The following is a 25225-nucleotide window of genomic DNA, read 5'->3' as shown; positions in this document are numbered from 1 at the left end:
CGCAGCCGGACCGTCCGCGGAACCGGCGCAGCATGGCCGAGGCGTCCGCGCGGGCCGGACCGTGGCCCGGTGAACGGGCGGACCCTCACCTTCGCCGCCAGGCCGACGACCCGCGAGACCGGCAGGCCGTCACCAAGGCATCATCACGGACGTACCGCACCGCAGCCGGACCGTCCGCGGAACCGGCGCAGCATGGCCGAGGCGTCCGCGCGGGCCGGACCGTGGCCCGGTGAACGGGCGGACCCTCACCTTCGCCGTCAGGCCGACGACCCGCGAGACCGGCAGGCCGTCACCAAGGCATCATCACGGACGTACGCACCGCAGCCGGACCGTCGGCGGCACCACCCCGCCGTGGCCGGGGCCTGGGCGAAGCCGAGGTCTCGGGGGAGCCGACACGTCGCAGCCGGGCCGTCGGCGGGACCGGCGCCCGTGGCCGGGACCGTTACCGTCGGCCGGTCGACTGCCCGCCGGCCGCCCGGCCCGGCGGGCTGCCGTCCTCCGAACCGCGACGGCGAGGAAGGCCAGGACGGTCACGACCGGCACCGGCCGGCGGCCGTGACCCGCGCGCGGCCGGCCGGCTACCGGCCCCCGTTGTACGGCCCGTACGGGCCGTCGCTGCTGCTTCCGCGGCGGCGGCCCCAGCCGCTGCCGCCCGACACCTGCTTCAGCGCGGGCCGGACGTCGACGATGTAGACGATGCTCGCGATCACACCGATGACCGGCAGGAACGACAAGATCGAGAAGAGGTAGCTCACGACGAGCGCGAGCCCCAGGATGATCAGCCAGAACGCCTTGTTCTGCTTGTCGGCCGCGCGGAACGCGTCCTCGCGCCGGAACGCGGCGTCGAACAGCCCGAACGCGGCGAGCGCCATCAGCAGGATCTTCAAGAGCCCCAGGAACCCCGCGAAGCCCAACATCAGCATGCTGCCCACCGCCCGATCTCTCCGACTGCCATGCGGTCACCGTACCCGTACAACGGGCCGGGCACCCCGAGGGTGCCCGGCCCGTGACCGTGCCGTCCGCGCGGGCGGACGGCGCGTCGCTCACTCGGTGGGGGGCGTCGCCTTGCGGCCCACCGGCTTGCGGGCCGGGGACTTCTTCATCGAGCCCTTCTTGTCCCCCAGGGGCTCGGACACGATCGCCGTGGACTCGTCGCGCTTGTCCTGGCCGCTGCTGGGGCCGGTCTGGCCGGCCGGGTTGTTCTGGCCGTTCTGGCTGTCCGGCTTGACCTCGACCACCACCGGCTCGGGCTTCTTCGGCGGCTCGACGGCGATGGCGAGCTCCTCGACCTCCTCGGCGATGTCCTCGATGCCCTCGGCGGCCTGGCCGCGCCAGGTCCGCACGGTCTGCTCACCGTGCTCGGCGACCTTCTCGTAGGTCTCGCGGGCCTTCACGGCGTACTCGGCGGCGACGCCGACACCGCGCAGGGCGATGTCCTGGGCGGTCTCGCCGAGCCTCTTCAGGTCGGCGTCGAGGCTGCTGCCGAGCTTCTTCAGGTCGGCGTCGAGGCTGCTGCCGAACTTCCTCAGGTCGGAGTCGAAGGAGCCGAGGAACTCGCCCACCTTGGCCTGGAGGGTCTCCTGGGTCTCCTTCACCCGGGCACCGGCCTCCTTGGCGCGGGCGGCGGCCCGCTCCTGGACGGCCTTCGGGTCGGCGTTGCGCACCGCGTCGATGCGGGCGGGGGCCTCGGCGCGCAGCTGCTCCACCAGGGCGGGCACCTTCCTGGCCTGCTGCAGGGCCAGGTCCGCGGTGCCGGCGGCGAAGTAGAGCGGCGTGGGGTCGCTGAGGGTCTTGCGCAGGTCGTCGGTGATGGCCATGGTGATGGTCCTCCCGGGTCGCTTTTCGCTTGAGGGTTTTGGTGTCCGCGGCCGGCCGGCTGCCACGGCCCGGCTCAGGGTGAGCCGGGGATCAGCCGGCCCGGCGCGAACCGGCGTCGCTGCCGGACGTGCGGGTGTGCCGTGCGGCACCGGGGCCGCCGTGCGTCTCGGCGGACGGGCGTATGCCGTCGCCGGCACCGGCCGTGCGGGGGCCGGGGGCGCCGCCGTCCTGAGGTTCGTCCGTGGCGCCGGGCGCGGGCGCGTCGGCCGCGCCGGCACTCCGCTCACGGGTGCCGTCCGGTCTCCGGGACGAGGCGTCGTCCTGCTGGGAGACGTCGTCCCCGCCGTCCGCCGAGGTGATCCGGAACCCGTTCTCCTTGCGGAAGGATTCGTAGATCTGCAGCAGCACCTGCTTCTGCCGTTCGTTCAGCGTGGGATCGGCGAGGACGGCGGCACGCGTCGCACCGTCGCGCTGCCACTCCTCCCGGTCCCGCTCGGCGTCGAGGATGCCGGCCCGCACGTACAGCGTCTCCGCGGAGATGCGCAGGGCCTTGGCGACCTGCTGGAGCACCTCCGCGCTCGGCTTGCGCAGCCCGCGCTCGATCTGGCTGAGATACGGATTGGACACCCCGGCGGCGTCGGCGAGCTGCCGCAGCGACAGCTGCGCGTTGCGCCGCTGCTCGCGCAGGTACTCACCGAGGTTGCCGACGTTGAGCGATGCCATGCCTCCACTGTGCACCCACTCCGCTAACAATTGCAAGCACCGCGCTTGCAAGAGTGCATCATGTCGCGCGGGGCGCGGTGCCGGCCCGGGTGGCGTGGTGCGTCCTCCGGGGCGCGGCGGCCCCGCAGGACGCGCTACGCCAGGGCGCGGGCGAGGCAGGGGTTCGCCGTCGCACGGACGGGCAGGCCCAGAGAGCCCGTCGCCACCGCCAGGGTCATCGCGTAGGAGTCGACGGCCCGGCGGACGTTGGGGGCGTCCAGGCCGGCGCCGGTCACCAGGCGGTCCAGGTCGACGTAGGCGGAGCGGACGGTCTCGATCCAGCGGTACACCCGCCAGTCCTGCCGCCAGCCGGCGGTGTACTCGGCGGGCAGGCCGGCCTCCCAGCGGCGGAACATGCGCTCGCGGATCTCCGGGCGGGTCGGGGTCAGGTGCATGTGCCGCGCCAGGTCGTACAGCGGGTCGCCGATCAGCGCCATCTCCCAGTCGATGATGGTCAGGGCCAGGGCGTCGGCGCGGCGCACCAGGTTCCACGGGTTCAGGTCGCCGTGCAGCAGGGACGGCCGGCGCGGGCTCACCCGGTACCGGGACAGGATCTGCGCGAGCCGGGAGGCGTCGGGCAGCCCGAGGAGCCGGGCCAGTCGCCGGCACTTCCCGGGCAGGCCCGCCACCAGGAGGACGAGCTGGTCGCACAGCCAGGTGAAGAAGGTCTCCGTGCCGGCGACCGGGTCGAGCATCGCGTAGTCCACCTGCGTCAGCGCGCAGAGCTGATCGACCAGGCCGTCCGCCTCGTGCGGCAGCAGGCCGTGCACGGGGTGGCGGGGCGGGCGGTCGAGGTCCTCCGGGCCGACGTAGGTGTGGACGGCGAAGGGCTCCCCGCGGTGGCTGCTGCCCAGGGCGAGGACCCTCGGCGCCGCCACGGGGGCGCTCGACAGCTCGACGGCCCGCAGGACGGCGTGCTCGCTGAGGAAACTCGGCTCCCGCCGGCAGGTGTTCGCCAGCCTGCGCCGGACCACGACCGGAGCGGCCACCTCCGGCACCCGGACGACGGAGTTGAGGTGCGCGGTGCCCTTGAAAACCCGGCCGGCCGGCGCCATGCCCTCGGCGAGCAGGGCGTGGTCCACGGCGGAGGCGGGGAAGCCGGACCGCCGCGGAAGCCGCGGGTCCCACGTCCACGGGATCGCCGCCCGGACCGTACCCGTGCCCCTGGCCGCCGTCCGGGCGGCCCGCCACCGGAAGAGGACGCACTCGATCTCCGCCGGCTCCGGTACGTGCCTGAGCCCGAGCGGTTCGGCGGCCGTCCGCAGTGCCCGGTGCACGCGGGTGGTCGCCTCGTCCAGACCGCTCTGGCCGGGCGCGTTCTCCAGGGCCCTGGTGGCCCGCATCACGTCCGGGTAGACGGACTGGGCCCGTTCGAAGGCGAGGTAGTGGCGCAGGTCCTTGGCCAGGCCGTGCACGGCCGCCGGGCGGATGCGCCGCATGGCATCGGCCCACGCCCCGATCACCTCGTCCCACTGGGCCGCGGGGTACCGGGTCCGCACCAGGTGCGTGGCGAGGTCGTGGAGGGGGTCGCCGTAGCCCGCGAGCTCCCAGTCGACGCAGACCAGCGGCGGGACGCCACCGCGGGGCACGATCAGGCTGCCGCGGTGGAGATCCGTGTGGAGCAGGCCGTACGGCCGCCGCGCCATGGCCGGGACCCGGTCGGCCAGCCGCACCAGCGCGTCCTCCGGGACGCCCAGCGCCGCGAACAGCCCGCCGAACTCGGGCCGGCCGGCCTGCCGGAGCTGCCGGTCCGCCTCGATGGCCAGCGTCCGCAGGAAGCCCTGGCTGTCGGTGTCGTTGCCGGGCCGGCCCGCCGGCAGTGGTGGCAGTGCTCCCCTGCGCACCTGGGCCACCCGTGCGAACAGGCCCGCCAGGGCCTCGATCAGCTGCCTGCCGACGGGCGTGCCGTCGGGGTGGACGCCGGACAGCGGCACGCCGTCCACATGACTGTGGATCGCGAAGCCGTCCCCGGTCCAGAGGCAGCGCGGGGTGTGCGGCAGGACGCTGCCGACGGCGTCGAGGATCCGCGCCTCGTCGTCCCACGTCCGCACCGCCACGGGCAGCGCCCCGGGGCGCCGGATCCGTACCCGGACGGACGTCCCGGCCGGCCGGCCGAGCAGCCGCGCCACTCCTTCGGTCAGGGGCAGCACGTGGTCGTCGTGGTGGTGCCCGCCGCCCGCCCGGCCGGTGCCCGCGGCCCGGCGGACGAACTCCTGGATGTCGCGCACGGCGCGCTCCCCCGGAGAGGGACGCAGGGGAGGAGGTGCGCCCACGGCCGCTCCAGGTACTCGCGCAGGATCAAGACAGGCACAAGGTACGTCACTGGACATACCCGGCACGATCGGAGCGCGGCCGGCGTCGGCACAATGGGTGGTGCGCCCTCGGCCGCGCGTCCGGTGCGGGTCAGCACCTGCGAGGACGGCTGGTGCAGTGCCTCTTGCGTGTGCCGGACAGGGGAGCGGAGCTGTTGCTCACGCGGTGTGGGCATGCTACAGCACTGCTCGCACACCGACGTGACGTACCGTCACCGGTCGACGGTGGCCGCACGGGCTCGCGCCCCGCTCTCGCGCGGCGGGCGCGAGGCCGGAACCCGTGCGGGTAGGCGCCGGCGCGGCGGGTGGGGAGCGCGGGCCGGCCGCCGGGCCGGCCCCGCCGTCGGTGCCGCGGTCGGGTACGGGGCGCCGGCGGTTCAGGCGGCGACGCGCAGGGTCCGCAGCACGGGCTCCAGCGAGTCCACCACGCGGGTGGCGCCGGCCTCCCGCAGGAGCTTGGCCTTGCGCGCGTTGTGCGCGTAGCCGAGGAAGGGGACGCCGGCCCGCGTCGCGGCCTGGAGGTCCGAGGGGGTGTCGCCGATCATCAGGGCGTCCGGCGGGGCGCAGCCCAGGGTGTGCAGGGCGCGGTCGAGGCAGTGCGGGTGGGGCTTGAGCAGCCGCAGGTCCGTGGTGCGGCCGTAGACGTGGGGGGCGAAGCAGGACAGCAGGCCGCGGCCGTCCAGGTAGGCCCGCACCACGCGGGGGGAGTTGTTGGTGGTGATGGCCAGCCGCGCGCCCACCGCCGTCCAGGTGCGGATCAGCGGGTCGGCCCAGGCGGTGGGCATGGCCGAGGAGGCCGCCCGCAGCTCCTCCTGGGTGAGGCGTTCCTCGAGCTCGGCCACCAGGTCGCTGCCGGGGTGCCGGCGGTCGACGGCGCGCAGCACGACGTGCGGGTCCAGCAGCTCGCGCTGCGATGCCGTCAGCAGGCCGTGCAGGCCCTGGCCCTCCAGCCAGTCGACCAGGTCGCGCGCGACCCGTTCCGCCGAGTGGCCGGCGAAGAGCCGGCAGATGGGACCGTCGAAGTCCCAGAGCACCACCCGAGCGGCTTCGATCAGTTCCCGCAGTCTTTCGGTCTCGTTCTCTGTCTTCGCCGCCACCAGTTCTGTCTGCTCGGTATCAGAAGTCACTAGGAGAGTGTCAGGTCGGACGTGATGGTTTCCCAGAGGGCGTCGAACCACTTCTGGGATTCCGCCACGAAGGCGGCGTCCCGCTGCCCGCCGCCGGCCGCGAAGGAGAAGAGCAGCGACTCGGTGCCCATGACGTCGTACATGTCCAGCGTCCCGGCCTCGGACGGCTCCTCGCGGCGCGTGATCATGTAGTACGCGATCAGCGCCTCCGTGCCGTTGAGCAGGTACAGCTTGACCGGCGGGGTGAACGGCAGCGCGCGGAAGGCCACGCGCACGTCGATGCCGTGGGAGTAGCGCAGCGCGCGCAGGTTGTGCTGGAGGACCTGGCCCTGGGCGTTGCGCTGGGCGAGCCAGCGCTGGTGCACCGGGTCGTCGTCGGCCTCGTCGGCGTCGACCGAGGTCGGGAAGGCGAGGTTGATCTCGCGGGACGGCAGCAGGATGCGGACGTCGATCGACTCGGGGCGCAGGCGGCCCTCGTGGATCAGGCGCAGCGGCTCGCCCAGCGCCAGCATCAGGGTCTCGGCGGTCAGGCACGCCGCGTCGATCCGCACGCTCCGGGTCGCGAACGCCTCCGTGAGCCGGGGCGCCAGGCCGACCATCGTCGGCTGCGGGTCGGCGCCGGCCGGGGCGGGGGCCGCGACCCTCGGTGGGCTGCCCTTGCTCACGTTGCTGAGCAGCCCGTCCTCCTGGAGCACCCGGAGGGCCTGGCGGACCGTGCCGCGCTCCACGCCGAACTCCCCGGCGAGCTCGGCCTGGGTGGGCAGGCGGTCACCCGGCCTGAGCTCGCCGGTGCGGATCCGTTCCCGCAGCGTGTCGGCGATCTCCCGGGGTGAGCATCTTCTGCTGCCGTTCACTGCCACCACGTTCTCCTGGGTCACGACCAAACGCTACAACTCTGCCCTATCTGGCGGGAGTTGTTCGACACCTGTTTATGAGTGGCTGCCAAGTGGGGACAACTTAAGCATAGTTGGCAACCAACTTGGCTGAGTTGGCGGGACTTTGGCCTCCTCATCCCGCTCCCGTCCCGCCCAGGCAGTCCGAAGGGGGAATCGTCGTGCCCGTCCTCGCTCTTCTCTCCGCCCTCCTCGTCGTCGGCGTCGAGCAGCTGGTCCAGTGGAAGTACGGCGCCCTGGGCATCGTCGGCCTGATCACGCTCACCGTCGGCCTGAAGGCCGACAGCCCGAAGGCCGTCTCCGTCGGGGCCGTACTGCTGGCGCTGCTGGTCGCCGGGCCCGCCCTGTGAGCCGCGGCCGTCTGTCGAGGGGCGAGGGCGGGGCCGCAGCCGGACGGACGCCGATCTTGGCCGGATCCGGCCGCCCGGCGCGGCCGCGGTCCCCGGGCCCGTCGGCAGCCGGCGCGGCAGCGGCCCAGGTCGGGCCGCTCGCCACCGCACGGTGTGACCGCTGGGGCCGTCGGGGCGCTCTCCGTCCACTGGCGAGGGCGTGCTCCCGGTCCACGGCCCGACGGTGCGACTTCCCGCCATCCTGCGGCAGGTGCGGGGAAGGTGGTTATGAGTACCTTCCAAGGGGAGATAAGAACAGTGAAGTTGGCAGCCAACTTCAACAACATGGTCACACTTCCCGACTGTTGGCCAAAGGTCGGCGCACAGCCGGGATCGCCGGACCGCGCTTCCCCCCGGAGGGGAGCCGGGAGCTCGGCCGGCCGCACCGCCACAACCGAACAACGCCGCACAGTCACAGGCGCATACCTCGGCACAGCCACAACCGAACACTGAGGCACCGTCACAACAGAACACCGCGGGAGCGTCGGCACGTCACCGTGCGAGACAGCCCGGGGCCCCGGGCCCGGATCGCAAGGGCCCGGGCCCACAGCGCACAGCCACAACCGCATACGGCACAGCCACAACCGAACAGCACAGCTACGGATGCGTCGTCCCTGTCGCCGGCAGGAAGGAGCGCTCAGAACATGTCCGGGCACCAAGGCCGCCTGGACGTACGCAGCAGGGCGTCGGCCACCCGGGCGGCGCCCGCTCGTTCCTCCTGGACCGTGCCCAGCGCCGTGAGCCGCACCGCCGACTCGTCCCCGAGCCACAGGGCGGCCAGCTCGGACACGCCCAGGGTCAGGTCCGCGCTCCGCGTCGTCGGCGTGCAGGACACCCCGGCGGGCGACGCCTCCAGCCGCAGCCGCCCGCCGGTCAGACCGCCCGGGTCGGCCACCTCCAGCACCAGCGCCCCCTCCCCCTCGTACGTCCGCGCCTGAAGAGCCCGGGCGACGTCGAGGATCCGCACCCACAGCCAGTCCGCCTGCGTGGTGACACGCGCGGCCCTCGGGTCGGGCAGGAAGAGCGGCAGCAGGTCGTCGGGGGCGCGGTGACCGGTCCTGACCCGGGTGATCCAGTCGATCGAGCACAGATAGCGCCACAGCGCGCGCTCCGCCGCGGGCGTCACCGCGATGAGGCTCTTCACCGTGGCGGTGTTCAGCGGCTGCTTGCCGTCCCCCCAGGTGTCGTCGCACACGTAGGTGACCAGCCCCTCGACCGTGCCGTCGGCCGCGCGGTACAGGGCGTGGAAGGGCTCCGTCCAGGGGCCGGGCTCCGGACGCAGGGCACCGGTGGCCACCTGCCACCAGCGCTCGTCGCGGCTGATGACACCGGGCTGGGAGCGCCGCAGCCGTTCGTGCAGCTCGGGGCCCAGCTTGCGGACGTCCCCGCCGTCCACCAGGTCGATCCGGCCCCCGTCGTCGGGCCCGGACCACCGGGGGTCCAGACCCGTCCGGGGCACGTCGATCGTCCACTCCGACATGCCCACGGCCGGGCCGAAGCCGTACCGGCCGTAGATGGGGTACTCGGCGGCGATCAGCGTCGCCACCGTGTCGCCGCGTTCCTTCGCGGCCGCCAGGTCCCGGTTCATCATCCGGGTGAGCAGGCCACGGCGGCGATGGGTGGCGGTGACGGTGACGCCCGTGACGGCGTCCGCGGCCACCGGGGCGCCGCCGACGGCGGTGAGCTCCTGGTCGAAGGAGCGGAACGTCGCCACACAGCGCCCCGCGTCGAAGGCGCCGAGGAAGCGGCCCGGGGAGAACTGGCCGCGGCGGGCCTCGATCTCCTCGTCGGACACCTGCGGAGCGCGCAGGAAGCCGGCCCTCACGGCACGCAGCCAGTCGGGGAACTCGGCTTCGGTGATCGGGCGGACGTCGATGTCGGGGCTGCGGCCGGTCATGGCTCGACCGTAAGCGGACGCGGGCGGAGGTGTCGCGGACTTTTTCCCCGCCTGCGCAGCCCCCTCACCCGCCCGCCCCCGGCCGCCTCCGTCCGTGCCCGGCCGGCCGCGCCCTCCGGGACCCCCCGGCCCGGGAGCGGGCGCCGGTCCGGCCGGCGCCCCGGCCTCAGAAGGCCGCCCGTATCTCCCCCACCTCGCGGCCGCCGCCCAGCAGGGGGGCGCGGCCGATGCGCCCGAGGACCGGGGCGTCCACGCCGAGCAGGGCGAGCGCGCGGGCCAGCACCGGCCCGAGGGCGCGGGTCGCACCGTCCTCCACCTTGAAGGCGAGGGCGCGGCCGTCGGGCAGGGCGACCGCCTGGACGGCCTCCGCGCCCATCTTGGACAGGGCGCCGGGCACCTCGCGCATCAGCCAGGTGTCGGGGCGGCGGGTGCCGGCGACGTACTCGGGGTGGGCGCGCATCACGTCGGCGACCCGGCGCTCGGCGGTGCCGGGCGCGGCGAGGACGAAGGAGCGGAACGCGCGGGCCAGGCCCGTCAGGCCGATCGCCATCAGGGGCGCACCGCAGCCGTCGGTGCCCACGGCCGCCACCGGCTCGCCGGCGGCCTCCTCCACCACCTCGTGGATGAGCTGCTGGAGCGGGTGGCCGGGGTCCAGGTAGGACTCCAGCGGCCAGCCGCGCCGGGCGCACACCGCCAGCATGGCCGTGTGCTTGCCCGAGCAGTTCATCACCACCCGCTCGGGAACGCCGCCGGCGGCCAGGTAGGTGTCCCGCTCCTCCGGGTCCAGCGGCAGGTCCGGCGGGCACTGGAGCTGCGCCGGGGTGAGCCGGTACTCGTCGAGCATCTTCTGCACCAGGTCGCGGTGGAAGGTCTCCCCCGAGTGGCTCGCCGCCGCGAGGGCCAGCCGCTCCCCGTCCAGCTCCAGGCCCGCCCGCAGCACGCCCGCGGCCTGCATGGGCTTGTTGGAGGAGCGCGGGAAGACGGGCGCGGCCACGTCCCCCAGCGCCAGCTCCACCGACCCGTCCGCGCCCAGCAGCACCAGGCTGCCGCGGTGCCGTCCCTCCACGAACCCGGACCGCACCACCTCGGCGAGGACGGGCGGCACGGCGGCGGACGGGGACGACAGGGCTGCGGACGCGGACATCGACGGTGGCCTTCCGGGCGGGAACGTACGACGACCCGCCCGGAGCGGGGCCCGGGGTCTCCGGGCCGCCCGCGTCACATGAGCAGGTCGTCCACTTGTGCTTCCCCCTCACGGTACCTGCGCGCGATTTCCGCGCTGCAGTCGTCCGCCGTCCGCTGCAGCCGCTGCCGCCGCCGCGACACCTGCTGCTCGTAGCGGACCAGGCGGCCCATGGCCGCGCCCAGCTCCAGGTCGGTGCGGGCGCCGAGGTCGGACAGCTCGACCTCGCCGAGCATGTCCGCGGCCAGCCGCCGGTACTCCTCGCTGTGCGGAGTGCCGAGCGTCACATGCCGCGCGGAGGAGCGGTGCCGGGCGGGCGCGTCCCGCAGGATCAGCGCCAGCCGCTCGACCACGGACGTCTCGCCGGCCGCCACGACCGGCGCCGGCCCGCGCCGGGCCGCGAGCTCCGCGCGCAGGATGTCGATGCGCCCCTGGAGCAGCCTGCGCACATAGCTGAGGTCGGCCTCGTCGCGCTGGGCCTGCCGGCGCAGGGCGCGCACCTCGGGCAGGCTGAGCACCGCCAGGTCGTGCTCCGGCGGGTCCACGCTCAGGTCGGGGCCGGCCGCCTCCGCCGGCTCCGGCGACCTGGGCGGGGTCGCGCCCGGCTCGGCCCGGGGCGCCCGCGACGGGGCGGGCGCCGGGCCCGACCCGGGTGACTCCGGCAGGTCCGGGTGCGGGTCGCGCTCCGTCAGGTCCACGGTCAGCCGCGGGCTGTCGGTGCGCTGCACGGGCGGCCGGTGGCTCTCCGGGCCTCCCGCGCGGGTCAGCGAGACCGCCCGGAGCGTCTGTCCGGTACTCGATGTGCTCATGTGCCTCTACCGTCCCCTCGACCGGCGCGTACGGAAGCGGCCGGCGCGTACGGAAGCATCGTGCCACCCCGGGTGGCCGCTATGTGACCTAGTGCCCGTTAACAGCCCCGGATGGGCGGTTGGGAAGTAGTGTGGAGCACTTCACGTTTCGGCCCGATACGACCGGGCCGGCTCCCACGGGGCCGGAAACGGCGGCCTGCCCGCCCGGCTCCCGACGCCCGGGGCGCGGTCCGGGGACGGCCCGCGGGGTCCGGCCGCCGGGTGTGTCCGGCGGCCCGGCATGATGGTCGGCATGCGTGCAGTGGTGCAGAGGGTCGACGGCGCGAGCGTCGTCGTCGACGGCGAGACCGTGGGGGCCGTCGAGGGCGAGGGACTGTGTGTCCTGGTGGGGGTCACCCACGAGGACACCAAGGAGAAGGCGGCGCAGCTGGCCCGCAAGCTGTGGTCGATCCGGATGCTGCACGACGAGCGGTCGTGCAGCGACACCGGCGCCCCGCTGCTGGTGATCAGCCAGTTCACGCTGTACGGCGACGCCCGCAAGGGCCGTCGCCCCACCTGGAACGCGGCCGCCCCCGGCGACGTCGCCGAGCCCCTCGTGGACGAGGTGGTGACTCAGCTGCGGGCGCTGGGCGCGACGGTGGCCACGGGCCGGTTCGGCGCGCGGATGCGGGTGTCGCTGACGAACGACGGCCCGTTCACGGTCCTGCTGGAGATGTGACGGCGCCGGCGCCCGGGGGCGCCGGCACGGCCCTGCGGGACGGGCTTCAGGGCTCGACGACGGTTTCCTGGGCCGCCGCCGTGTCGCCGGCCAGCAGCCGCGCGTCCACCGGGACGTTCCGCTTGAGCAGGGCGAGGGCGACCGGGCCGAGCTCGTGATGGCGGACGGACGTGGTGACGAAGCCGACCTTGCGGCCGTCCGGGCCGTCGTCGGCGAGCCGGATCTCGGTGCCGTGGGCCGGCAGGTGCACCTCGCTGCCGTCCAGGTGCAGGAACACCAGGCGGCGCGGCGGCTTGCCGAGGTTCTGCACCCGGGCCACGGTCTCCTGTCCGCGGTAGCAGCCCTTGTGCAGGTGGACGGCCGTGCCGATCCAGCCCAGCTCGTGCGGGATGGTGCGGTGGTCCGTCTCGAACCCGAGCCGCGGGCGGTGCTGCTCGACCCGCAGCGCCTCGTGGGCGAGGATCCCGGCCGGCGGGCCGTGCCTGCCGAGGTCCGCGGCGTACGGCTCCAGGTCCGCGCGGGGCAGGAAGAGGTCGCGGCCGTAGGCGGTCTCCCGGACGACGACGCCCTCGGGCGCCTCGGCGATGGAGCCCGCGGGCAGGTGCACGACCGCGTACTCGCCGGTGCGGTCGGCGACCTCGACCCGGTAGAAGAACTTCATCGACTCCAGGTAGGCGATCAGCGCCTGCTCGGTGCCGGGCTCCACGTGCGCCCAGACGGTCGCGCCGTCGTCGACCAGGTACAGCGCGTGCTCGATGTGGCCGTGCGCGGACAGGATCAGCGCCTCGGTGGCCTCGCCCGCGGGCAGCTCGCTGACGTGCTGGGTGAGGAGCAGGTGCAGCCAGGTCAGCCGGTCCTCACCGGAGACGGTGACCACCCCGCGGTGGGAGAGGTCGACGAAGCCGGTGCCGTCGGCGAGGGCACGCTGTTCGCGGAACAGATCGCCGTAGTGGGCGGCGACGCCTTCGTCCACGCCCTCGGCGGGCACGGCGCCGGGCAGGGACAGCAGGGGGCTCTTCATGAAGCCAAGCCTAAGACGTGCCAGTTGAACTCTTGAGCGAGCAGTCCTTGCAGCGGCCGAAGATCGCGAAATGCTTCATGTCGGTCTCGAAGCCGAACTCCTCGCGCAGCTTCGCGGTGAACTCGGCGGCCACCTGGAGATCGGCCTCGATGACGTCGGTGCAGTCGCGGCAGACCAGGTGGATGTGCTGGTGCCGGTCCGCGAGGTGGTACGTCGGCGCCCCGTGCCCGAGGTGGGCGTGGCTGACCAGGCCCAGCTCCTCCAGGAGCTCCAGGGTCCGGTACACGGTGGAAATGTTGACCCCCGACGCCGTCTTCCTCACCTCGCTGAGGATGTCGTCGGGGGTCGCGTGCTCCAGGGTGTCCACGGCTTCGAGCACGAGTTGCCGCTGCGGGGTCAACCGGTAGCCGCGCTGCCGCAGGTCAGTCTTCCAGTCGGTGCTCACCACAGGAAAAGTCTAGGGCCTGCCGGGGAAGCGGTGCCGTCGCGCGGTGGGCGGCCGCTTCCCCGGCAGGCCCCGGGACGAGCCGGCGGAAGGGCTCACTTGAAGAAGGCGATGCCGTCGTCCGGCAGGTCGTCGGGCAGGGCCTTGGCCCAGCGCTCGACCTCCTCGGGGGTGACGGCCTTCTTCAGGTGGGCCGACATGTAGGGGCGCAGCTCGACCTCGGGGGTCTGCTTCTCGCCGACCCACATCAGGTCGCTCTTGACGTAACCGTACAGCCGCTTGCCCCCGCTGTAGGGGCCGGAGGCGGCGGTGCGCGCCACGGCGTCCGTGACCAGGTCGATCTGCGGCTTCTTCGCGGCCATCTCGCCGTACCAGATCTCGACGACGCCGTCGTCCCGGACCATCGTGACCTCGACCTTGCGGTCGGCGTCGATGCGCCAGAAGCCGTGCTCGGACTCCAGCGGCCGCACCTTGTTGCCGTCCTTGTCGAGCACCCACGTGTGCGAGTGGTACTCCAGGAAGTCCCGCCCGTCGTGCGTGAAGGCGACCTCCTGGCCGAAGTTGCACTTCTCGGCGCCGGGGAAGTCGTGCACGCCCGCGCCGGCCCAGTTGCCGAGCAGGAAGGCGAGCGGGACCAGGTCCTTGTGGAGGTCGGACGGAATCTCGATCATGAGCAGCTCTTCGTCGTGGCCGTGGGGAGGGGGAAGGCGGTCAGCGCTGGCCCTGGTACAGCTTCTTCACGGTCAGCCCGGCGAAGGCGAGGACGCCGACGCAGACCAGGACGAGCAGGGTTTCGAAGAAGATCTCCACGGGGTGCTCCTCGGTTGAGCAGGGTGCGGTACGCGCACAGGGCCGGACCCCAGCTTAGTCGGCCGGGGCCCGGCCCTCCGTGTGAGGTCCGCCCGCACCGCTCAGCCGAGCAACTGGCTCTGCAGCGTCACCGTCTGCTGGAACGGCACGGCTGCGGCACCGCCCCTGCGGGACTGCACGATCACGGCCAGCACGTCCCCCGCGTCGATGTAGGCCTGCCGCACCTGCTCGGCCCCGTACGGCTTCACCTCGGTGTAGGCGCTGCGGTCGATCCCGCCGCCGACCTCGGACTCGGTCGGGAACGTGTCGTCGAACTCGGTCGCCTCGCCGCCGAGCGCGGCGAACTTGGGCTCGGGGTAGCCGGCGAGCTGCCCGTAGACGTCGTGGGCGACCAGGCCCGTGTCGAACTGCAGCAGGTACACGCGGGTGCGGGTGCCGTCCCCGGTGGTCCAGCCGCGGGCGGCCACGTGCCGCAGCCCGCTGTCGGTCAGCACCTGGCTCACCTCGCCCTGGTCCTTCTTCGACGCGTACAGCGACAGGAAGTCCTTCTTGGCCAGCCAGCCGCCGGCGCCCCGCAGCGCCTTGTCCTCCGTCGCCCCCGCGGGCGCCGGCAGGACCAGCGCGCGCAGGTCCGCGTAGTGGGCGTCGGCCGGGTTCTCCGGGGAGAACGGGCCCGGGCTGCCGGAGGGCAGGGGCGGTCTGGCGCGCGTTCCGTATGCGCGCTCCACAGGAGACTCATGGACATGCCAAGCAGTTGCGCGGAAGTTGATTACGATTCGGCCATGGCAAAAAAGCTCGTGATCAAGGTGACGGCGGGGGCCGATGCCCCCGAACGCTGCTCGCAGGCGTTCACGGTCGCGGCGGTGGCCGTGGCCAGCGGCGTCGAGGTCTCCCTGTGGCTGACCGGGGAGTCGTCCTGGTTCGCCCTGCCCGGGCGGGCCGCCGAGTTCGAACTCCCGCACGCGGCGCCGCTGCCCGACCTGATCGACTCCGTCCTCGCGGCCGGGCGCGTCACCCTGTGCACCCAGTGCGCGGCCCGCCGGGAGATCACGGAGAAGGACGTCATCGAGGGCGTGCGGATCGCGGGTGCGCAGCTCTTCGTGCAGGAGGCGATGGCCGAGGACACGCAGGCACTCGTGTACTGAGACGGGCCCGCCGGCGGGCTCTAGTGGCGTTTCCTGCCGTCCAGCTCGTCCCACCAGTCGTCGGACTGCGGGTCGCCCGAGGGGTCGTCCCACCAGCGGTCGTCCGGGCCGCGCCGGTTGGCGACCACCGCGGCGAGCGGTGGGATGACCATGGCCACCACGCACATCCCGACGGCCGCCGGGATCGACCACAGCCGCACGACGCCCCAGGCCAGGACGAAGAGCGCGATGCAGAGCCCCATCATGGCGAAGTACACGTGCCGCCTGCGTGCGTACATACCCTCCAGCGTAGGTCGGCCGGGGCGCTCCGGCCCGGGCGCGGAGCCCGCCGGCCCCGGGCAGGCCGAAGGGCCGCACCCCAGGTGTCCAACCCGAGGGGTGCGGCCCTTGAGCCGTGCGGCCGACCGTCGAACGGTCCGGCTCAGACCGCGATCGCGACCTCCGCGAGGCCGCCCTGCTGGGCGACGACCGTACGGTCGGCGGTGCCACCGGGAACGAGGGCGCGAACGGTCCAGGTGCCCTCGGCCGCGTAGAAACGGAACTGCCCCGTGGCGGAGGTGGGGACCTCCGCGGTGAACTCACCGGTCGAGTCGAGCAGTCGGACGTAGCCCGTCACCGGCTCGCCGTCGCGGGTCACCTGGCCCTGGATCGTCGTCTCACCGGGCTTGATCGTCGAGGCGTCCGGGCCGCCGGCCTTCGCTCCACACATGTGTCTCTCCAGAGTCCTGAAAGGTCGAAACGGTCTTACTTGCCGGCGCCGAGCTCGATCGGCACGCCCACCAGGGAGCCGTACTCGGTCCAGGAGCCGTCGTAGTTCTTGACGTTCTCCACGCCCAGCAGCTCGTGCAGCACGAACCAGGTCAGCGCGGAGCGCTCACCGATGCGGCAGTAGGCGATGGTGTCCTTGGCCAGGTCGACGTCCTCGGCGGTGTAGAGCTCCTTGAGCTCCTCGTCCGACTTGAAGGTGCCGTCGTCGTTGGCGTTCTTCGACCACGGGATGTTCCTGGCGGTCGGCACGTGGCCCGGACGCTGCGACTGCTCCTGCGGCAGGTGGGCCGGGGCGAGCAGCTTGCCGGAGAACTCGTCGGGCGAGCGGACGTCGACCAGGTTCTGCGAGCCGATCGCGGCGACCACGTCGTCACGGAAGGCGCGGATGGAGGCGTCCTGCGGCTTGGCCTTGTACTCGGTCCGCGCCCGCTCGGGGACGTCGGCGCCGTCGACCAGCTCGCGGGCGTCCAGCTCCCACTTCTTGCGGCCGCCGTCGAGGAGCTTGACGTTGTCGTGGCCGTAGAGCTTGAAGTACCAGTAGGCGTAGGACGCGAACCAGTTGTTGTTGCCGCCGTAGAGGACGACCGTGTGGTCGTTGGCGATGCCCTTCTCCGACAGGAGCTTCTCGAAGCCCTCCTGGTCGACGAAGTCACGGCGGACCGGGTCCTGGAGGTCCTTGGTCCAGTCGATCCGGATCGCGTTCTTGATGTGGTTCTTCTCGTAGGCGGACGTGTCCTCGTCCACCTCGACGATGGCGATGCTCGGGTCGTCCAGGTGCTCCTGGAGCCAGTCGGCGTCGACCAGGACGTCGCTGCGGCTCATGCTTCTCTCCTCCGGGGCAGGTGCGGCGGGGCGTGCGAGTGCGAGTGGGGTGCGCGTGCGCGGTGCCGGTCGGCGGACGCGGCGCACGGCGGCCCGGGGCCGGATGACGGCGGGGCGATGCGGGAGGCTCGAGGTCCCGCTCAGAAGGGGCGACAGAGCATGGCGGCCACGCGGCACAGGTCCACTGCCCGCCGCTTCGTGAGATCCGCCTGTCGCTTCATGTGCTCGATCGTAGGGAGGGAGAGGCGGGCATGTCACCGCAGTGTCGCATACTGAGACAGGATCGTCCGCCATCCGGGATGCTTGAGCTGTCACGGCCGTCCGGGACGGCCTCTGGGCCCCGGTCTCGCCGCCGGCCTCTGCGCCTTCGGACGGAGGCGTCTCGCCTGTCGGACGCCCGTCGGCGCCCGCGGACGCCCCGCTCGCGGCTCCGTCTACCCGGCGAGCCGGACGTTCGAACCCTTCACCGTGATCTCCAGGCCGTCCCGGACCGCCCGCACCTTGTCCAGCGCGATGCCGCCGGGCAGCTGGTCTATCGCCTGCTGGAAGTCGGTGATCCTGCGGACGCGGCTCTCCGCCAGGTCGACGCCGCCGAACCGGGGCAGGGAGTCCGCGTTCACCTCGAGCCTGCCGTCCTGGACCCCGACCGAGCTGAGCACGTAGACCGGCTCGGGCAGCTTGGCGCCCAGCACGGTCGCCTCGACCGCGACCTTTATCTTGCCGTTGCCGCCGTCGGACAGGCCGGTCACCCGGGCGGTCACTCCGGGCGCCACCTGGGTGGGCTCGGACTTGGCGGTCTTCAGCAGCTCCTCGTAGGAGATGGTCGCCGAGCCGGTGGCGGTGGCCGCGGTGGCCGAGCTGTAGTCGCCCGAGAACTCGACGCCCTTCATGTCGGCCCTGAGGTCGTCGAGGCGGATCGTCCGGCCCGCCTCGCCGGTGGCCGCCCGGTAGTCGTCCATGCCGACCTCGACGTCGTCCAGCTCGCCGCCCACCACCTGGGTGAGGAAGGGGAAGCCCTTGATGGAGACGTCGGGCGTGGCGGTCAGGTTCTCGCTGGTCCTGAGCCTGTCGGCCACCTCGCCCTCGGCGAAGTGCACCGCCACCCGGTCGGCGGCCACGAACAGGCCGCCGAGGATCACGACGACGATCAGAAGTACTCGCAGTGCGCGCATGCGCTGTTCCCCCACCTAGGCGGCTTCGTGGACGTCGGCCACGGTAACCCCGTGCGCGGGCGTGATCGCGAAACTGTCGATCACCTGTGACAGGGGCCGCTCCCCCGGGAGCCGGGGGAGCCGCCCCGCATCGTGCCGGGTCCGGCCTGTCCGGACGGCACCCGGGGATCCGGTGCGGCAGGTGGCCGGCCGGGCCGAAGGCAGGGGCGGGCCCGGTGCGGAGGCGGCCCCGTCACTCGGGCGCCGGGGCCGCCTCCGCCGCGGGCGCTCAGTGGCCCAGCGCGCGCCCGAGGAGCCACACCGCCGGTGCCGCGGCCGCCAGCGGCAGCGCGACACCCGCCGTGAAGTGCACGAACCGGGAGGGATAGTCGTAGCTCGCCGCCCGGTGGCCGATCAGCGCGCACACCGCGGCGCCGGCGCCGAGCAGCGCGCCCCGCGCGCCCAGCCCCGTCATGCCGCCCACCGCGATGCCCGCGCCCGCCGCCGCGAGCAGCGCGACGACCACCGAGACCGGCGTGGGCAGCGGCAGCGCCCGGGCCAGGGCGGCCACCGCGACCGCCGCCGCGCCGACCGCCACCGCGTCGCCCGCGGCGGCCAGGTAGCCGGTCGCCACGACCGCCAGCGCCGCCGCGGCGACGGTCGCCATCAGGCCGTACATGCGCTCGTCCGGGTCGGCGTGCGACCGCAGCTGCAGCACCAGGGAGAGCAGCACCCACACCCCGAGCGTGCCGAGGATCGCGGCGGGCGCGTGTTCGCGGCCCGTGGTCAGCACCGCGGCGTCCGCGGCGAGCGCCCCGGCGAAGCCGAGCGCGATGCCCTGCCGCGCCGGCCACATGCCGTTCAGCCGGAACCAGCCCGCCGCCGTCACGGCCTGGAGGACGACGAGCGGCACGAGCAGCGCGTACGTCCCGAGCTCCGCCGTGCCGGCGAGCAGCAGCCCCAGCAGCGCCGTGAGCGCGGCCGGCTGCATCCCGGGCTCGATGATCGGCGAGCGGCCCTCGGCGCGGGCGCGCTGTGCGTCGGTGACGCGGGTGTTGCCGGCCAGGGTGGCCGGTCCGTAGCCGGTCTCCCGCTCCGCCGCCGTGGACGGCGCCGCGGCCCGCGGTTGCGCGCCGGGAGCCGGAGCCGCGGAGGCGGATCCCGCTGCCCGGCCGCCGGCGGCCGGGGCGCCGTGGGCCGCCTGCGGGTGCCCCTGCGCGGACACCGGCGGAAGGTACGCCGTCTCCGCCGCCGCGGCGACCGGCGGCTGGACCTGCGTCTCCCAGGTCTCCCCCTGCCACTGCTGGGTGTGCTCCCCGCCGCCCCGGGGTCCGCCGTACGCCTGGTGCTGCCCCGGCCACGCCTCCGGCTGCTGCGCGTGAGCCCCGGGCTGGGGGCCGCCCGGTGCCTGGGGGTACTGCTGGGCCTGGGGGTACTGCTGGGCCTGGGGGTACTGCTCGGCCTGGGGGTACTGCTGGGCCTGCGGGTACTGCTCGGCCTGCGGGTACTGCCGGGCCTCGGGCTGGTACGGCTGCCCGGCGTGGCCCTGCGGCTGCCGCGGGGCGTACCCGTGCGCCGGCGGCTGCCGCGGGGGCTGGGGCTGGACGTACCCGGGCTGCTGCGGCCCGCCGTGGCCCTGCGGCTGCGGCTGGTCCTGCGGGTACGGGCGCGCGTACGGGTCGTACCCCTCGTACGGGGGCCCGTCATACGGCCGGTCGGTCATCGCTCACCCTCCTGCGAACGGGGGGAGCACCTCGACCGTGCCGCCCTCGGTCAGCCGTACCGTCTCATGTCCGCGGGTTCCCACGGGGTCGCCGTCGATCAGGAACGAGCAGCGCTCCAGGACGCGGGTGAGCTCACCGGGGTGCCGCTCGCGCACCGCGTCGAGCGCGCCGGCGAGCGTCGCCGCCTCGTACGGCTCCTCGGCGACCCCGGCCGCGGCCTTCGCCGCCGCCCAGTAGCGCACCGTGACCTTTGCCATCCCGTCCCTCATCGCTCGGCAGTGAACACCTCAGGCTAGACCCTGTCGTCAAACTCGCGCCGCCGCCGAAGGGCGGCCCTGCGGCGTCGGGTGCGTGCTCTCGGCGTGCCGGCCCCAGGCCCTCGTACTGGACGTACTCGGGTCCGGGGCCGGTGCGGCGAGTGAGGGTACCCCCTGCTCGAGCGAAGCCGAGAGCTTGGGGGAGCGGGGCAGGCGGGACTTTACGGACAGGGCCTGCTAGCCCGCCCGGGTCGCGACCCAGTCCCCTATGCGGCGCAGCAGGTCCTCGCCGGCCGCGTGCTCGGCGTGGCCCATGCCGGGCTCGATCCAGAGCTCGCCGTGCCGGCCGGCGGCCTCGGCGAGCATCCGGGGGTGGTCGAGGGGGAAGTAGCCGTCCCGGTCGCCGTGCACGACCAGCAGCGGTGTGGGCGCGATCCGCGGGACCGCCTCCACCGGGGAGAGGGGGGTCGGGTCCCAGTCGCGGTGGTGGATCCTCGTGCGCAGTCCGTAGCGGCCCACCAGGCGGCCCGCCGGGCGCGTGACCAGCCAGTGCAGCCGGCGCATGGGGGCCGTGCCCCGGTAGTACCAGCGGGCCGGGGCGCTCACCGAGACCACGGCGTCCGTGTGCGCACCGCCGTCGTCCCCGGTCTCCGGGCCGTCGCCCTCGCGGTACAGGGCCGCGTGCCGCAGCACCACCGAGCCGCCCATCGAGAAGCCGACGGTGGCCACCCGCGCGTGCCCGAACCCGCGGGCCCACGCCACGGCCGCGGCCAGGTCGAACACCTCGCGGTCACCGACGGTGGACCGCCCGCCCGAGGCGCCGTGGCCGCGGAAGGAGAACGTGACCACGGCCCCGTGGGACGCGAGGACCGCCGCGATCCGGCGTACGTGCGGCTTGTCCAGGTCGCCCGTGAAACCGTGCGCGACCACGAACACCAGGTCGCCCGCGGGCGGTGCGGAGATGCCAGAGGCGGTCGCGCCCGGGTCGTAGGCGGCGTCGATCGGGACTCCGTCCGCGGTGCGCAGGGACGCCCTGACCCGCGTGGACGGGCGCGTCCCGGACTCCGGGACGACCGCCGAACGTGTCACATGACCTGCCGTGTCCGAGCTCATGTCGGCTATTGTGCTGCGTAGAGGACTCGGGCAGCGAAGCCCCCGGGTCCTTTCGTGCTTTCGGGAGCGTTGTACACGGGGCGGGAGACCGCAGGTGTACGGGGCCGTCGACCGCACGGCGGGTCCCAGGGGCGCGGGATTCGCACCGACCGTACGAGGCAGTGCCGCAACGTCCTCGCAGGGACCGAGGAGGAACCGAACGCTATGGGCGAGCGAACCGTGCACGAACCCGTGACGACCCGAGCAGGTGGGCGATGAGTTCTCTGCTGCTCCTGACCAATGCCCTCCAGCCGTCGGCGGAGGTGCTTCCCGCTCTCGGCCTGCTGCTGCACACCGTGCGGGTGGCCCCGGCCGAGGGCCCCGCTCTCGTCGACGCGCCGAGCGCCGACGTGGTGCTGGTCGACGGCCGCCGCGACCTCCCGCAGGTGCGCAGCCTGTGCCAGCTGCTGCGCTCCACGGGCCCGGGCTGCCCGCTGATCCTCGTCGTGACGGAGGGCGGCCTCGCGGCCGTCACCGCCGAGTGGGGCGTCGACGACGTGCTGCTCGACACCGCCGGGCCGGCCGAGGTCGAGGCGCGGCTGCGGCTGGCCCTGGGCCGGCAGCAGCTCGTCAACGACGACTCCCCGATGGAGATCCGCAACGGCGACCTGTCGGTGGACGAGGCGACCTACAGCGCCAAGCTCAAGGGCCGGGTGCTGGACCTCACCTTCAAGGAGTTCGAGCTCCTGAAGTACCTGGCCCAGCACCCGGGACGGGTCTTCACCCGCGCCCAGCTGCTGCAGGAGGTGTGGGGCTACGACTACTTCGGCGGCACCCGGACGGTCGACGTCCATGTGCGGCGGCTGCGCGCCAAGCTCGGCCCCGAGCACGAGTCGCTGATCGGCACCGTCCGGAACGTGGGTTACCGATTCGTGACCCCCGAGAAGGCGGACCGCGGGGACGGCGCCCGCTCCGGCGGACGCGACGGCCAGGGGGGCGCGAAGGCCGCGGCGGCCCAGACAAAGCAGGACAAGGGAAACAACGCGGACGGCGCGGCCGCTCCGGTCGCCGCGAAGACCCGCACGGAGGCGTAGCGGGAGTTCGGGCAGGGCGCACGCCCGGGTGAGACCGGGCTGTGGAACGCCCTGCCCGCAGGGGGTCCATCCGCGTAGACTCCGCGCGTGGCCAAGGTGACTCGGGATGATGTGGCGCGGCTGGCGGGGACCTCCACCGCCGTCGTCAGTTACGTCATCAACAACGGACCCCGGCCGGTCGCCCCGGCCACGCGCGAGCGTGTCCTCGCCGCGATCAAGGAGCTGGGGTACCGGCCGGACCGGGTCGCCCAGGCGATGGCCTCGCGGCGCACGGACCTCATAGGCCTGATCGTGCCGGACGCCCGCCAGCCCTTCTTCGGGGAGATGGCGCACGCCGTGGAGTGGGCCGCGGCCGAGCGCGGAAAGATGGTCCTGGTCGGCAACTCGGACTACGTCGCCGAGCGCGAGGTCCACTACCTGCGGGCCTTCCTCGGGATGCGCGTCTCCGGGCTCATCCTCGTCAGCCACGCGCTCAACGACCTCGCCGCCGCGGAGATCGACGCGTGGGACGCCCGGGTGGTGCTGCTGCACGAGCGGCCCGAGGCCATCGACGACGTGGCCGTCGTCACCGACGACCTGGGCGGCGCGCAGCTCGCCGTGCGCCACCTGCTGGAGCACGGCTACGACTACGTCGCCTGCATGGGCGGCACCGCGGACACCCCGGCCGTGGGCGACCCCGTCTCCGACCACGTCGAGGGCTGGCGGCGCGCCATGGCCGAGGCGGGCCTCCCGACGGAGGGACGGCTGTTCGAGGCGCCGTACAACCGCTACGACGCCTACCGGGTCGCCCTGGACATCCTCTCCGGGCCCGACCGCCCGCCGGCGGTCTTCTGCTCCACCGACGACCAGGCGATCGGCCTGCTGCGGGCCGCTCGGGAGCTGCGCATCGACGTGCCGGGCGAGCTGGCGGTGGCCGGCTTCGACGACATCAAGGAGGCGGCGCTCGCCGACCCGCCGCTGACGACGGTCGCCTCGGACCGCTCGGCGATGGCGCGGGCGGCGGTGGACCTCGTGCTGGACGACGGGCTGCGGGTCGCCGGGTCCCGCCGGGAGCGGCTGAAGCTGTTCCCGTCCCGGCTGGTGGTGCGCCAGTCCTGCGGCTGCGCGTGACGGCGGTACCGGCCCGGTAGCCGCTCGCCGAGCCGTCCGGCGGCGGGCTGTCCGCGGCCGGGCGCGCCGTTCCGGCCCGCGGCCGCTCGGGGCCGGGCCGGCCGGTGCCGCGCGACCCCCGGGCCGGGGTCCGGCCCGGGGACCCTCGGTTTCCGGCCGGGGTCACTCCGCAGTTCGGCCGAGGGCGCTCCGAGGCCCGGCCGAAGGCACTCCGGGGCCCGGCCGAAGGCACTCCGGGGCCCGGCCGAAGGCACTCCGGGGCCCGGGCGAGGGCGCTCCGGGGCGCCCGGAGCGAGGGCGCTCCGGGCGTCTTTATATCGGGCATACCAGGTTCTGCCGGGCTTCTCAGCGGGGACTCAGGTGCCTTTCATGATCACGGGTCACTCTCATGACATGACCGAAAGCATCCGCCGCAGCGGCGAGTACGAGCACTTCCAGGGGGACGGGCACCAGCCGTCCGCACACCCCCGGCAGCAGCACGCCTCCTCTCCCGTGAACCCGGAGTGGCCGCCCCCGCCGGCCTACGACCCGCCGCGGACGGTCCCCTTCGGTCCGGAGAACACCGTGCGGCAGTCCCAGTCCCAGGCTGCCGCCCAGCCCGGGCCGGCCCCGTCCACCGAGGGCGCCGGCCACGGCGGCACCGCCGTCCTGCCGGCCGTCCCCGCCCGGCCCGCGCCGAAGAAGCGCGCCGGCGGCCCGGTCGCCCTGCTCGCCGCCGTGGCGATCGCCGCCGCGGTCGTGGGCGGCAGCACCGCCTACGCCTTCCAGGAGCTGACCGGCCCGGACACGGCCGCGGTCGGCGCCGGCGGCACCAACGTGGTGCCGTCCAGCCAGCGGGGCAGCATCGCGGCGATCGCCAAGGCGGTCAGCCCGAGCGTCGTCGAGATCAGCGCCACCCTCGGCACCGGCACGTCCACCGGTTCCGGCGTGATCATCACCAGCGGCGGCGAGATCCTCACCAACGACCATGTCGTCGCCGGCGCCTCGTCGGTCAAGGCGCGCACCAGCGACGGCAAGGCCTACACCGCCGAGGTAGTGGGCACCGACAGCTCCAAGGACCTCGCCCTGATCAAGCTGAAGGGCGCCTCCGGGCTGAAGGCGGCGGCCCTCGGCGACTCCGACACCGTGCAGGTCGGCGACCCGGTCGTGGCGATCGGCTCCCCCGAGGGCCTGACCGGCACCGTCACCAGCGGCATCGTCTCCGCCCTGGACCGCGACGTGACGGTCTCGACCGACGAGGACCACAGCCAGGACTCCCAGGACGGCGGCCGGTGGCCGTTCCAGTTCGGCGGCCGTGAGTTCAACGGCGACACCGGGTCCTCCACCACCACCTACAAGGCGCTCCAGACGGACGCCTCCCTCAACCCGGGCAACTCCGGCGGGGCGCTGATCGCGGCGAACGGCGCGATCGTCGGCATCAACTCCGCGATGTACTCGGCGGCCTCCGACACCGGCTCCGCCGGCGCCGGCAGCGTCGGCCTGGGGTTCGCCATCCCGATCAACACCGTCAAGGCCGATCTGGCCGCACTGCGCTCCGGCTCCCAGAACTGACCCCGCGGACGACCGAGCCCTTCGAGAAGGAGAACGACATGATCCAGCAGGTGATGCACGAGACCCCCGCCACCGTCGTCGCGACCGACACCGCCGCCGTCACGATCTCCCCTTCCGTGCCCGACGAGCCGCACCGCCCGGCGACCCGGATACCCGAGGTGGCGGTCCCGGAACTGATGGGCCTGCGCACCTCCGCCGTCCGTCACCACCGCCACAAGGTGCCGCTGATGCGCCTGACCGCCGTGCGGGGCTGCTGAGTCCCCCGCCGGCCGGCCGTCCGCCCCTCGGGGGCGCCCCCGGGGGGCGCCCCCGAAGCAACGCCCCGCG

Annotated in this window: 28 protein-coding genes; 7 read left to right on the top strand and 21 right to left on the bottom strand. The window is 73.9% G+C overall.

Annotated features, from left to right (window positions below; translation table 11 throughout):
• Window positions 1-578: 578 nt before the first annotated feature.
• From ABZ920_RS08120 to ABZ920_RS08095, 6 genes are all read right to left on the bottom strand, one after another.
• Window positions 579-923 (bottom strand): DUF2516 family protein, encoded by a 345-nt coding sequence (locus tag ABZ920_RS08120; protein ID WP_361500028.1) that lies wholly within the window; start codon window positions 921-923, stop codon window positions 579-581.
• Window positions 924-1043: 120 nt separating this feature from the next.
• The gene (locus ABZ920_RS08115) at window positions 1044-1817 is read right to left on the bottom strand and encodes a hypothetical protein (protein ID WP_361500026.1); all 774 of its coding nucleotides are present in this window, start codon (window positions 1815-1817) and stop codon (window positions 1044-1046) included.
• A gap of 91 nt (window positions 1818-1908) precedes the next feature.
• On the bottom strand, window positions 1909-2541 hold the full coding sequence (locus ABZ920_RS08110; protein WP_361500024.1) for a helix-turn-helix domain-containing protein: 633 nt from the start codon (window positions 2539-2541) through the stop codon (window positions 1909-1911).
• Between the two features lie 134 nt (window positions 2542-2675).
• On the bottom strand, window positions 2676-4910 hold the full coding sequence (locus ABZ920_RS08105; protein ID WP_361500022.1) for an aminoglycoside phosphotransferase family protein: 2235 nt from the start codon (window positions 4908-4910) through the stop codon (window positions 2676-2678).
• Window positions 4911-5269: 359 nt separating this feature from the next.
• Window positions 5270-6019 (bottom strand): HAD-IA family hydrolase, encoded by a 750-nt coding sequence (locus ABZ920_RS08100; protein WP_361500020.1) that lies wholly within the window; start codon window positions 6017-6019, stop codon window positions 5270-5272.
• On the bottom strand, window positions 6019-6903 hold the full coding sequence (locus ABZ920_RS08095) for a winged helix-turn-helix domain-containing protein (RefSeq protein ID WP_361500018.1): 885 nt from the start codon (window positions 6901-6903) through the stop codon (window positions 6019-6021). Before ABZ920_RS08095 ends, ABZ920_RS08100 begins: the two co-directional genes overlap by 1 nt.
• 170 nt (window positions 6904-7073) lie before the next feature.
• Between ABZ920_RS08095 and ABZ920_RS08090 the strand changes: the two genes are divergently transcribed.
• Entirely contained in the window at window positions 7074-7262 is a 189-nt protein-coding gene (locus ABZ920_RS08090; RefSeq protein ID WP_361500016.1) for a hypothetical protein, read from the top strand.
• A gap of 676 nt (window positions 7263-7938) precedes the next feature.
• On the opposite strand, the gene ABZ920_RS08085 is transcribed toward ABZ920_RS08090, so the two are convergent.
• The 3 genes from ABZ920_RS08085 to ABZ920_RS08075 all read right to left on the bottom strand — a co-directional run bounded on the left by ABZ920_RS08085 (window position 7939) and on the right by ABZ920_RS08075 (window position 10932).
• The gene (locus tag ABZ920_RS08085; RefSeq protein WP_361500014.1) at window positions 7939-9198 is read right to left on the bottom strand and encodes a GNAT family N-acetyltransferase; all 1260 of its coding nucleotides are present in this window, start codon (window positions 9196-9198) and stop codon (window positions 7939-7941) included.
• Between the two features lie 166 nt (window positions 9199-9364).
• Entirely contained in the window at window positions 9365-10342 is a 978-nt protein-coding gene (locus ABZ920_RS08080) for an asparaginase (RefSeq protein WP_361500012.1), read from the bottom strand.
• 74 nt (window positions 10343-10416) lie between these two features.
• The gene (locus ABZ920_RS08075) at window positions 10417-10932 is read right to left on the bottom strand and encodes an aerial mycelium formation protein (protein ID WP_361500434.1); all 516 of its coding nucleotides are present in this window, start codon (window positions 10930-10932) and stop codon (window positions 10417-10419) included.
• 550 nt (window positions 10933-11482) lie between these two features.
• On the opposite strand from ABZ920_RS08075, the gene dtd reads away from it, so the two are divergent.
• Window positions 11483-11908 carry a D-aminoacyl-tRNA deacylase gene (dtd, locus tag ABZ920_RS08070; protein WP_361500010.1) on the top strand — a complete coding sequence of 142 codons (426 nt, stop codon included), beginning with the start codon at window positions 11483-11485 and terminating at the stop codon, window positions 11906-11908.
• Between the two features lie 46 nt (window positions 11909-11954).
• Here dtd and ABZ920_RS08065 read toward each other — a convergent pair whose 3' ends face one another.
• The 4 genes from ABZ920_RS08065 to ABZ920_RS08050 all read right to left on the bottom strand — a co-directional run bounded on the left by ABZ920_RS08065 (window position 11955) and on the right by ABZ920_RS08050 (window position 14912).
• Window positions 11955-12929, bottom strand: coding sequence for a folate-binding protein (locus ABZ920_RS08065; RefSeq protein WP_361500008.1), 975 nt, complete (start codon window positions 12927-12929; stop codon window positions 11955-11957).
• Window positions 12930-12939: 10 nt separating this feature from the next.
• Window positions 12940-13377 (bottom strand): transcriptional repressor, encoded by a 438-nt coding sequence (locus tag ABZ920_RS08060; RefSeq protein WP_361500006.1) that lies wholly within the window; start codon window positions 13375-13377, stop codon window positions 12940-12942.
• 92 nt (window positions 13378-13469) lie between these two features.
• Window positions 13470-14045 carry an FABP family protein gene (locus ABZ920_RS08055; RefSeq protein ID WP_361500004.1) on the bottom strand — a complete coding sequence of 192 codons (576 nt, stop codon included), beginning with the start codon at window positions 14043-14045 and terminating at the stop codon, window positions 13470-13472.
• Window positions 14046-14285: 240 nt separating this feature from the next.
• Complete coding sequence (locus ABZ920_RS08050; RefSeq protein ID WP_361500002.1) at window positions 14286-14912, bottom strand: hypothetical protein; 627 nt, start codon at window positions 14910-14912, stop codon at window positions 14286-14288.
• A gap of 54 nt (window positions 14913-14966) precedes the next feature.
• Here ABZ920_RS08050 and ABZ920_RS08045 point away from each other — a divergent pair, with 54 nt between their 5' ends.
• Window positions 14967-15329: a DsrE family protein gene (locus tag ABZ920_RS08045; RefSeq protein ID WP_361500000.1), complete on the top strand. Its 363-nt coding sequence runs from the start codon at window positions 14967-14969 to the stop codon at window positions 15327-15329.
• 20 nt (window positions 15330-15349) lie between these two features.
• On the opposite strand, the gene ABZ920_RS08040 is transcribed toward ABZ920_RS08045, so the two are convergent.
• From ABZ920_RS08040 to ABZ920_RS08005, 8 genes are all read right to left on the bottom strand, one after another.
• Window positions 15350-15607, bottom strand: a complete 258-nt coding sequence (locus tag ABZ920_RS08040) for a DUF3099 domain-containing protein (RefSeq protein WP_361499998.1) — start codon at window positions 15605-15607, stop codon at window positions 15350-15352.
• Between the two features lie 143 nt (window positions 15608-15750).
• Window positions 15751-16038: a DUF1416 domain-containing protein gene (locus ABZ920_RS08035; protein WP_004986406.1), complete on the bottom strand. Its 288-nt coding sequence runs from the start codon at window positions 16036-16038 to the stop codon at window positions 15751-15753.
• A 35-nt stretch (window positions 16039-16073) separates the two neighbouring features.
• Window positions 16074-16919: a sulfurtransferase gene (locus tag ABZ920_RS08030; RefSeq protein ID WP_361499997.1), complete on the bottom strand. Its 846-nt coding sequence runs from the start codon at window positions 16917-16919 to the stop codon at window positions 16074-16076.
• A gap of 140 nt (window positions 16920-17059) precedes the next feature.
• Window positions 17060-17140 carry an Ms5788A family Cys-rich leader peptide gene (locus ABZ920_RS08025; protein WP_350751515.1) on the bottom strand — a complete coding sequence of 27 codons (81 nt, stop codon included), beginning with the start codon at window positions 17138-17140 and terminating at the stop codon, window positions 17060-17062.
• Between the two features lie 213 nt (window positions 17141-17353).
• Complete coding sequence (locus ABZ920_RS08020; protein ID WP_361499995.1) at window positions 17354-18091, bottom strand: DUF2993 domain-containing protein; 738 nt, start codon at window positions 18089-18091, stop codon at window positions 17354-17356.
• Window positions 18092-18359: 268 nt separating this feature from the next.
• Complete coding sequence (locus tag ABZ920_RS08015) at window positions 18360-19793, bottom strand: hypothetical protein (RefSeq protein ID WP_361499993.1); 1434 nt, start codon at window positions 19791-19793, stop codon at window positions 18360-18362.
• Window positions 19794-19796: 3 nt separating this feature from the next.
• Window positions 19797-20051: a MoaD/ThiS family protein gene (locus tag ABZ920_RS08010; RefSeq protein ID WP_361499991.1), complete on the bottom strand. Its 255-nt coding sequence runs from the start codon at window positions 20049-20051 to the stop codon at window positions 19797-19799.
• Window positions 20052-20288: 237 nt separating this feature from the next.
• Window positions 20289-21164, bottom strand: coding sequence for an alpha/beta fold hydrolase (locus tag ABZ920_RS08005; RefSeq protein WP_361499989.1), 876 nt, complete (start codon window positions 21162-21164; stop codon window positions 20289-20291).
• Window positions 21165-21418: 254 nt separating this feature from the next.
• On the opposite strand from ABZ920_RS08005, the gene ABZ920_RS08000 reads away from it, so the two are divergent.
• From ABZ920_RS08000 to ABZ920_RS07985, 4 genes are all read left to right on the top strand, one after another.
• Window positions 21419-22237 carry a response regulator transcription factor gene (locus ABZ920_RS08000; RefSeq protein ID WP_361499987.1) on the top strand — a complete coding sequence of 273 codons (819 nt, stop codon included), beginning with the start codon at window positions 21419-21421 and terminating at the stop codon, window positions 22235-22237.
• 87 nt (window positions 22238-22324) lie between these two features.
• A complete protein-coding gene (locus ABZ920_RS07995; protein WP_361499985.1) occupies window positions 22325-23347 on the top strand; it encodes a LacI family DNA-binding transcriptional regulator in 1023 nt (340 codons plus the stop codon).
• A 393-nt stretch (window positions 23348-23740) separates the two neighbouring features.
• Complete coding sequence (locus tag ABZ920_RS07990; protein WP_361499983.1) at window positions 23741-24898, top strand: trypsin-like peptidase domain-containing protein; 1158 nt, start codon at window positions 23741-23743, stop codon at window positions 24896-24898.
• A gap of 38 nt (window positions 24899-24936) precedes the next feature.
• A complete protein-coding gene (locus ABZ920_RS07985; protein WP_361499982.1) occupies window positions 24937-25155 on the top strand; it encodes a hypothetical protein in 219 nt (72 codons plus the stop codon).
• Window positions 25156-25225: the final 70 nt, after the last annotated feature.

This window comes from Streptomyces sp. NPDC046831, assembly GCF_040645305.1.
Taxonomy (GTDB): Bacteria; Actinomycetota; Actinomycetes; order Streptomycetales; family Streptomycetaceae; genus Streptomyces.
This window is presented reverse-complemented; position numbering and strand designations above follow the sequence as displayed.